This window comes from Streptomyces sp. NPDC043908 (assembly GCF_056435525.1).
Genome location: NZ_JBWKEI010000005.1, coordinates 439,243 through 445,924 on the forward strand (window position 1 = coordinate 439,243; position 6,682 = coordinate 445,924).

A 6,682-nucleotide genomic window follows, 5' to 3' on the forward strand; every position below is an offset into this window, starting at 1 on the left:
GATGGTTGCCGGAGCCGAAAGAGGGACCCCACAACAAGCACAACCGGGACCGCCCCCCCCCCCCCCCCCCCCCCCCCCCCCCCCCCCCCCCCCCCGCCCCTCACCCCACCGGCTTCCGCCCGTCATCCTCCGTACGTGGCCTCGGACTCGCCCAGCACCTCGGCGAAGTCCGAAGCCAGCCGGACCGCCTCCGCCGGTTCCAGGCCCGCCGAGGTGATCCGGACGCCCGGCCCCGAGGTGATCCGGAACCGCGCCCCCGCGGCCACCCACCACCCGCGCGAGCGCAGCCCGTTCACCACCGCCGACTCGTCCCGCACCGGCACCCACAGGTTCATCCCGCTCGCCCCGTGCGCGGGGATCCCGCGCCGCTCCAGCTCGTCCGTCAGGGCGCGCCGCCGCTCCCCGTACGCGTCACGCGCGCGATGGACGAGTTCCCCCGCCATCCGGTCGGTGAGCAGCCCGAGCACCGTGCCCTGGAGCAGATGGCTGACCCAGCCGGAGGTCAGCAGCAGCCGGCCGTCGTGCCGCGCCAGCGTCGCCGGGTCGCAGGCGGCGGCCGCCCACCGCAGGTCCGTACCCAGGTACTTCGTCACCGTCCGCACATGCGCCCAGCGCGCCAGACGCCCGCCTTCGGTCAGGGTGTGCAGGGGCGCCCCGGCGATCTCCGCAGCGTGGTCGTTCTCGATCACCAGCACCTCGGGCGCCCCGCGCAGCACCTCCACCAGTTCGTCCCGGCGCCGCCGCGAGAAGCAGCCGCCGTACGGGTTCTGCGCGCGCGGGCTGCACACCACGGCCCGTGCCCCGGCCCGCAGAGCCTCCCGCAGCGGTTCGGGCCGCATCCCCTCGTCGTCCACCGCGACCGGGACCGTACGCAGCCCCATCACCTGCACCAGGTCGAGCAGATGGTGGTAGCCGGGGTCCTCCATGGCCACCGCGTCGCCGGGCCGCAGCTCGGTGGTGAGCAGACGGGCGACGCAGTCCAGGGCCCCGTGGGCGAAGGTCACCGACTCGGCCGGCACGCCGTCGGCACCCAGCCACTCCTGGACGCGCTCTTCGAGCAGCGGCAGCCGGGGCGTCGAGCGGTGGGACCGCGCGCCCGCCGTCATCCGCACCGGTGCGGGCAGTTCGGGCAGGAAGGCGGGGTCGGGGTGGCCGCCCGCGAGGTCCCGCAGCCCCTCGGGCACCTTCGGCGGGCGACGCGAGGCGACCGACGGCGCGGCCGCGACCACGGTCCCGCCCCGCCCGTGCGTGACCACGACACCGCGCCCGCGCAGGTCCTTGTACGCCGTCGCCACCGTGCCGGGGCTGACGCCCAGGTCCTCCGCGAGCCGGCGGACCGGAGGAAGCGTGTCGCCGGGCGCCAGGGCGCCCTCGGCGACGGCCCGTTCGACGGAAGCGGCAATCCCCTTGGCCGAGGTACCGCCGATCGCATATTGTGCTGCCACGTACTGAACTATGTACCAATACATAATTCACGTCAAGGGGGGCAGTGACACTGCGCAGCCGACGAGCCGCACCGTGGGAACGAGTCCCGGGAGGCCGCGACGGCCGACTGATGCTCTGGGTCGCCTTCGTCGACCGGACCGGAAGCGGCCTGTGGGCCGCCGTCTCCGTCCTGTACTTCACCTACGTGGCGGGGCTCTCGGTCGCCCAGGTCGGCACCCTGGTCGCCCTCGCCGGCGCCGTCGGCATCGCCGGCGCGCCCCTCGGAGGCCGCCTCGCCGACCGGCTGCCCCTCACCCGCGTGCTCATCGTCTTCCAGATCCTGCGCGCGCTCGCCTCGGCCGCCCTGCTCACCACCGACAGCTACGCGCTCCTGCTGGTCTACTCGGCCGTCGGCAGCTTCGGCGACCGCTCCGCCAACGTGCTGACCAAGCTGTACGCGGCCCGCGTCGCCGGTCCCGACCGCGTCCGCTACCAGGCCGTCAGCCGCACCCTGGCCAACGCGGGATGGGCCGTCGGAGGCCTCGCCGCGGCAGCCGCCCTCGCGCTCGCCACCACGGCCGCCTACCAGTGGCTCCTCGCCGGGGACGCCCTCTCCTTCGTCGGCGCCGCCCTGGTCACCGCCCGCTGCGCCGAACCACCCTCGCCCTCGCGCACGGTCACCACCTCCAAGGAACCCGCCCCCGCCGCGCGACCGGGCAACCCCTGGAAGGACCGCGCCTACCTCGCCTACGTGGCGACCGAGGCCGTCCTCTTCATGGACGACGCCGTCTTCAAAGTCGGCATCCCCCTCTGGGCCGTCTCCGCCACGGACGCGCCCCACGGCCTCGTACCGCTCCTCATGGTGCTCAACAACGTGATGGTGGTGGGCCTCCAGGTCCCCCTGGCGCGCTTCGGCGCCACCACCCGAGCGGCACACCGCCTGCTGCTCCCGCTCGCCGCGGTCTTCGCCGCCGCGGGCGTCGCCATGGCCGCCTCGGCGGTCCACGGCGCCGTCGTGGCGAGCGTCTGCCTGACCGTCTCGGCCGCCGCGTTCACCCTCGCCGAGATGATCCACGCCACCGTCTCGTGGGAACTCTCCCTCGCACTGGCCCCCGGACAGGCCCAGGGCGCCTACCTCGGCGTGCACGGACTCGCCCAGTCCGCACAGCGCAGCGCGGGACCGCTCGCCGTCACCGCGGCCATCGCGACCGGCCCCATAGGCTGGACCGCCTTCGGCGCCGCCATCGCCCTGACCTGCTGTGTTCAGCACCGACTCGTCCGGGACCGGTTGCCGCGACCGGCGTTGTCAGTGCCCCCGGTTACGGTGAGTGAGCACTGATCGACAGCGCTCAGGGGGAAACATGGCGCACATCCGCAACTCCAGGAAATCCGCCGGCTCCACGACCGGCACCCGCTCAACCCGCTCACCCCGCGGCAGCCGGCCCGGACACAAAGCCCGGGCCCTGCGGCGCACCCTGCGCAGGGAGATGCCCAGCACGGTGGGCCTGCTGGCCGACGCGTACGACTTCGAGGCGATGACGCGGTACCGGACCTTCGCCTTCGACGACCACACGGCCTACCTCCACCAGGTCGAGGCCCTGCTCCGCTCCTTCGCGGCCCAGGGCCTGCACACCACGGTCGCCCTCTTCGACCCCGAGGAGTTCAGCGAGTTCTGCACGGCCACCGGCATCGACCCCGACACCCCCGACAGCCGCAGCCGCTTCACCGCCGAGATCGCGGCAGCGGGCACCCGCGTCCCCTACCAGGGCCAGCCCATCGACAGCCTGGTGCCCGAGCTCATCAACAGGGCGGTCCGCCAGGCGACCTGGGACTACGCGACCCTGCTCCTGGCCGACCTGGGGGAGTGCGCCCAATGCGGCCAGGACATCGGCCGCTCCGCCTTCGAACGCGCCTCGACGATCCTCACGCGCCTCATCGAAGCGGCAGGACCCGGCCTGCACCACCTGGTGTGCAGCGTCCAGGCAGAGCGGGAACAGCTCATCGCCGTGCTCCACGCCGAAGGCCGCGACGGCGAGCCGGCCGCGCTCGACGAGACGGACGTCGCCGAGTTCGTCACCGTCCTCGCCGCGGGGATCGCCCAGCACAGTCCGGGAGGCCTGGTGCTGCGGACGACGGCGGCGGACGCACCCGACCGCGTTCACGGCTGGCGCCTGCACGAGGGCGCCCTGCACCCCCTCACCGCCGGAGAGGTCTTCAGCGCGTACTGCACGGACGCCGACACCGGAGACCCGGTGGCACCCGAACCAGGAGTGGACTACCGGGCGGGATTCCCGTTCGACCAGCCCACCACCGACCACTGAGGACCGCCGACCAGTGAGGACCACTGACCACAGAGGAAGGGGGACGGGAGACCGAGGAGGAATACGGAAGGGGGCTTCCCGTCGCTCACCGACGGGAAGCCCCCTCCACTCACATACATCCGGCCGCCGCGCGCCGAGGCGGCGGCAGCCGGACCCGGGTCACTCCCCGGACAGCACCGCCTGCGCGGCCACCCGGGCGTCCTCGGCCGAGTCCGCGGCACGGGCCGCTGCCGCCGCGCGCTCGCACTGGGCGAGCGTGTACTTCGCCAGCGTCGCGCGCACATACGGAATGGACGCGGCACCCATCGACAGGCTGGTCACACCCAGACCGGTGAGCACGCACGCGAGCAGCGGATCGGAGGCCGCCTCACCACACACACCACAGCTCTTGCCCTCGGCACGGGCCGCCTCGGCGGACAGCGCGACCAGGTCGAGCAGCGCCGGCTGCCACGGGTCCTGGAGCCGCGAGACCGCACCGACCTGCCGGTCGGCCGCGAACGTGTACTGGGCCAGGTCGTTGGTGCCCAGCGACAGGAACTCGACCTCCTGGAGGATCGAGCGCGCGCGGAGCGCGGCGGAGGGGATCTCCACCATCGCGCCGAACTTCGCCCGCAGCCCGGCCTCCCGGCACGCGTCCGCGAACGCCTTGGCGTCCGTACGGTCCGCGACCATCGGCGCCATGACCTCCAGGTACACCGGAAGCCCCTCGGCGGCCCTGGCCAGTGCCGTCAGCTGCGTCCGCAGTACGTCGGGGTGGTCCAGGAGCGAGCGCAGACCCCGCACGCCGAGCGCCGGGTTCGGCTCGTCGGCGGGCGTCAGGAAGTCGAGCGGCTTGTCGGCGCCCGCGTCCAGCACACGCACGACCACCCGGCCCTCGGGGAACGCCTCCAGGACCTTGCGGTACGCCTCGACCTGCTTCTCCTCCGACGGCGCCTTCGCGGAGTCGTCGAGGAAGAGGAACTCGGTACGGAACAGCCCGACACCCTCGGCGCCCGCCTCCACGGCCGCCGGAACGTCGGCGGGACCGCCGACATTGGCGAGCAGCGGCACCTTGTGCCCGTCCGAGGTGGCCCCCGGACCGGAGGACGCGGCCAGCGCGGCCCGGCGCTCGGCGGCGGCGCGCTCCAGCTCGGCGCGCTTGTCCTCGCTCGGGTCGACGAAGATCTCACCGGTGCTGCCGTCGACCGCGATCAGCGTGCCCTCGGCCAGCTCACCGGCGCCCGGCAGCGCCACGATCGCGGGGACACCCAGCGCCCGCGCCAGAATCGCGCTGTGGCTGGTCGGCCCGCCCTCCTCGGTCACGAAGCCGAGCACGAGCGCCGGGTCGAGCAGCGCGGTGTCGGCGGGAGCGAGGTCACGCGCGATCAGTACGTACGGCTCGTCGCTGTCCGGGACGCCCGGCATCGGGACGCCCAGCAGGCGCGCCACGATGCGGTTGCGCACGTCGTCGAGGTCGGCCACCCGACCGGCCATGTACTCACCCGCGCCCGCGAGGAGCTCGCGGTAGTGCGAGAACGCGTCGTACACGGCACGCTCGGCGGTGCTGCCGACGGCGATGCGACGGTCGACGTCGGCGATCAGCTCGGGGTCCTGGGCGATCAGGGCCTGGGCCTCCAGCACGGCCTGCGCCTCACCGCCCGCCAGGTTGCCGCGCGCGTTCAGGTCGGCCGCCACGGCCTCCACGGCCTTGCGGGCACGCCCCTGCTCGCGCTCCGCCTCCTCCGCGGGGATCTGCTTGGCCGGCGGCTCCAGGACCGCGGTACCCATGTGCCGGACCTGGCCGATCGCCACACCGTGGCTCACGCCGACGCCTCGCAGCGTTGTCTCCATTTCACCGTCTCCGATTGGTGCGGCGGTCTCCGCCACCGCGGTGGATGTCCGACCCGCCGTCTCCACGACGGCGGCGTCACGACGAGGGGCCGAACTACTTCCAGCTGAACAGGGCGTCGCCGGCCTTCACTTCACCGCTTTCGACCAGCGCGGAGAGGGACTCGGCCGTGGCCTCCAGCGCCACGACGGGGCACACCGGGGACTTTCCGGCCTCCTCCACGGCGGCCGGGTTCCAGCGCACGACGGCCTGCCCGCGCTCCACGGTGTCGCCCTTGTTGACCAGCAGCTCGAATCCCTCGCCGTTGAGCTGGACGGTGTCGATACCGAGGTGCGTCAGCACACCGTGGCCCTGGTCGTCCACGACGACGAAGGCGTGCGGGTGCAGGGAGACGATGACACCGTCGACGGGGGAAACCGCCTCCGAGGGCTCTCGCACGGGGTCGATGGCGGTACCGGGGCCCACCATTGCGCCGGAGAACACCGGATCGGGCACTGCCGCGAGTCCGATGGCACGCCCGGCGAGCGGGGACGTCACGGTGGTCATGGATGGCCTCCCAGGGGGTGGGGCTTCTTCGCGTCACCGCCACTACCTGCTGGGTGACGGCATACTTTTCAGAAGGGTAAGTCATAAGAAGTCCGGGTTCGCCTGGTATGACTCCAGGGTCGGGCTTCCCCGACGGAGACTACTGGACTAGACCGGTGCGGTAGTGGACTAGACCATAGACCCCCGAGGACTCCGGGGCCGATTTGCCCCGACCGCGCCGGGGCCTGTACTGTCCTAAGTCCCGCCTGACCGCACCGTGTGAACTTCACGTGAATGGGTCGGGACGGGCAGGCTCCTTCACTTGCTGATCTTGATCCGCACCTCGCTCTGCCACGTCGGTACATCCGTGCGTCGCAAAACGGAGTGGCCGGAGAGACAGAAAAGCACTGATAGAGTCGGAGTCGCCGGAAAGGGAAAGCGCGAAAGCGAATACCTGGAAAGCACCGAGGAAATCGGATCGGAAAACGGTCTGATAGAGTCGGAAACGAAGGAAGCGCCCGGAGGGCCCGGAAACGGGAACGAAGGAAGCGTCCGTACCTTGAGAACTCAACAGCGTGCCAAA

At 72.4% G+C, this 6,682-nt stretch carries 6 protein-coding genes; 3 read left to right on the forward strand and 3 right to left on the reverse strand.

Translation table 11 applies throughout. The features are described from left to right. Positions 1-122: 122 nt before the first annotated feature. Positions 123-1,445, reverse strand: coding sequence for an aminotransferase class I/II-fold pyridoxal phosphate-dependent enzyme (locus AC069K_RS14830; protein WP_478615880.1), 1,323 nt, complete (start codon positions 1,443-1,445; stop codon positions 123-125). Between the two features lie 110 nt (positions 1,446-1,555). Here AC069K_RS14830 and AC069K_RS14835 point away from each other — a divergent pair, with 110 nt between their 5' ends. Next, positions 1,556-2,764, forward strand: a complete 1,209-nt coding sequence (locus tag AC069K_RS14835) for an MFS transporter (RefSeq protein ID WP_478615883.1) — start codon at positions 1,556-1,558, stop codon at positions 2,762-2,764. A 22-nt stretch (positions 2,765-2,786) separates the two neighbouring features. Further along, positions 2,787-3,746: a hypothetical protein gene (locus AC069K_RS14840; RefSeq protein ID WP_478615886.1), complete on the forward strand. Its 960-nt coding sequence runs from the start codon at positions 2,787-2,789 to the stop codon at positions 3,744-3,746. Positions 3,747-3,905: 159 nt separating this feature from the next. Here AC069K_RS14840 and ptsP read toward each other — a convergent pair whose 3' ends face one another. Both ptsP and AC069K_RS14850 read right to left on the reverse strand, forming a co-directional pair. Beyond that, positions 3,906-5,576, reverse strand: coding sequence for a phosphoenolpyruvate--protein phosphotransferase (gene ptsP / locus AC069K_RS14845; RefSeq protein ID WP_365109779.1), 1,671 nt, complete (start codon positions 5,574-5,576; stop codon positions 3,906-3,908). Positions 5,577-5,670: 94 nt separating this feature from the next. Next, a complete protein-coding gene (locus AC069K_RS14850; protein WP_478615890.1) occupies positions 5,671-6,120 on the reverse strand; it encodes a PTS sugar transporter subunit IIA in 450 nt (149 codons plus the stop codon). 301 nt (positions 6,121-6,421) lie between these two features. On the opposite strand from AC069K_RS14850, the gene AC069K_RS14855 reads away from it, so the two are divergent. Further along, positions 6,422-6,682: hypothetical protein (locus AC069K_RS14855; RefSeq protein WP_478615893.1), on the forward strand; the 261-nt coding region annotated here is incomplete at its 3' end.

Excerpts from the sequence above, each read along its gene's own strand:
- AC069K_RS14835 (WP_478615883.1), top strand. The coding sequence starts at position 1,556 with ATGCTCTGGGTCGCCTTCGTCGACCGGACCGGAAGCGGCCTGTGGGCC.
- AC069K_RS14840 (WP_478615886.1), top strand. The coding sequence starts at position 2,787 with ATGGCGCACATCCGCAACTCCAGGAAATCCGCCGGCTCCACGACCGGC.
- ptsP (WP_365109779.1), bottom strand. The coding sequence starts at position 5,576 with ATGGAGACAACGCTGCGAGGCGTCGGCGTGAGCCACGGTGTGGCGATC.
- AC069K_RS14850 (WP_478615890.1), bottom strand. The coding sequence starts at position 6,120 with ATGACCACCGTGACGTCCCCGCTCGCCGGGCGTGCCATCGGACTCGCG.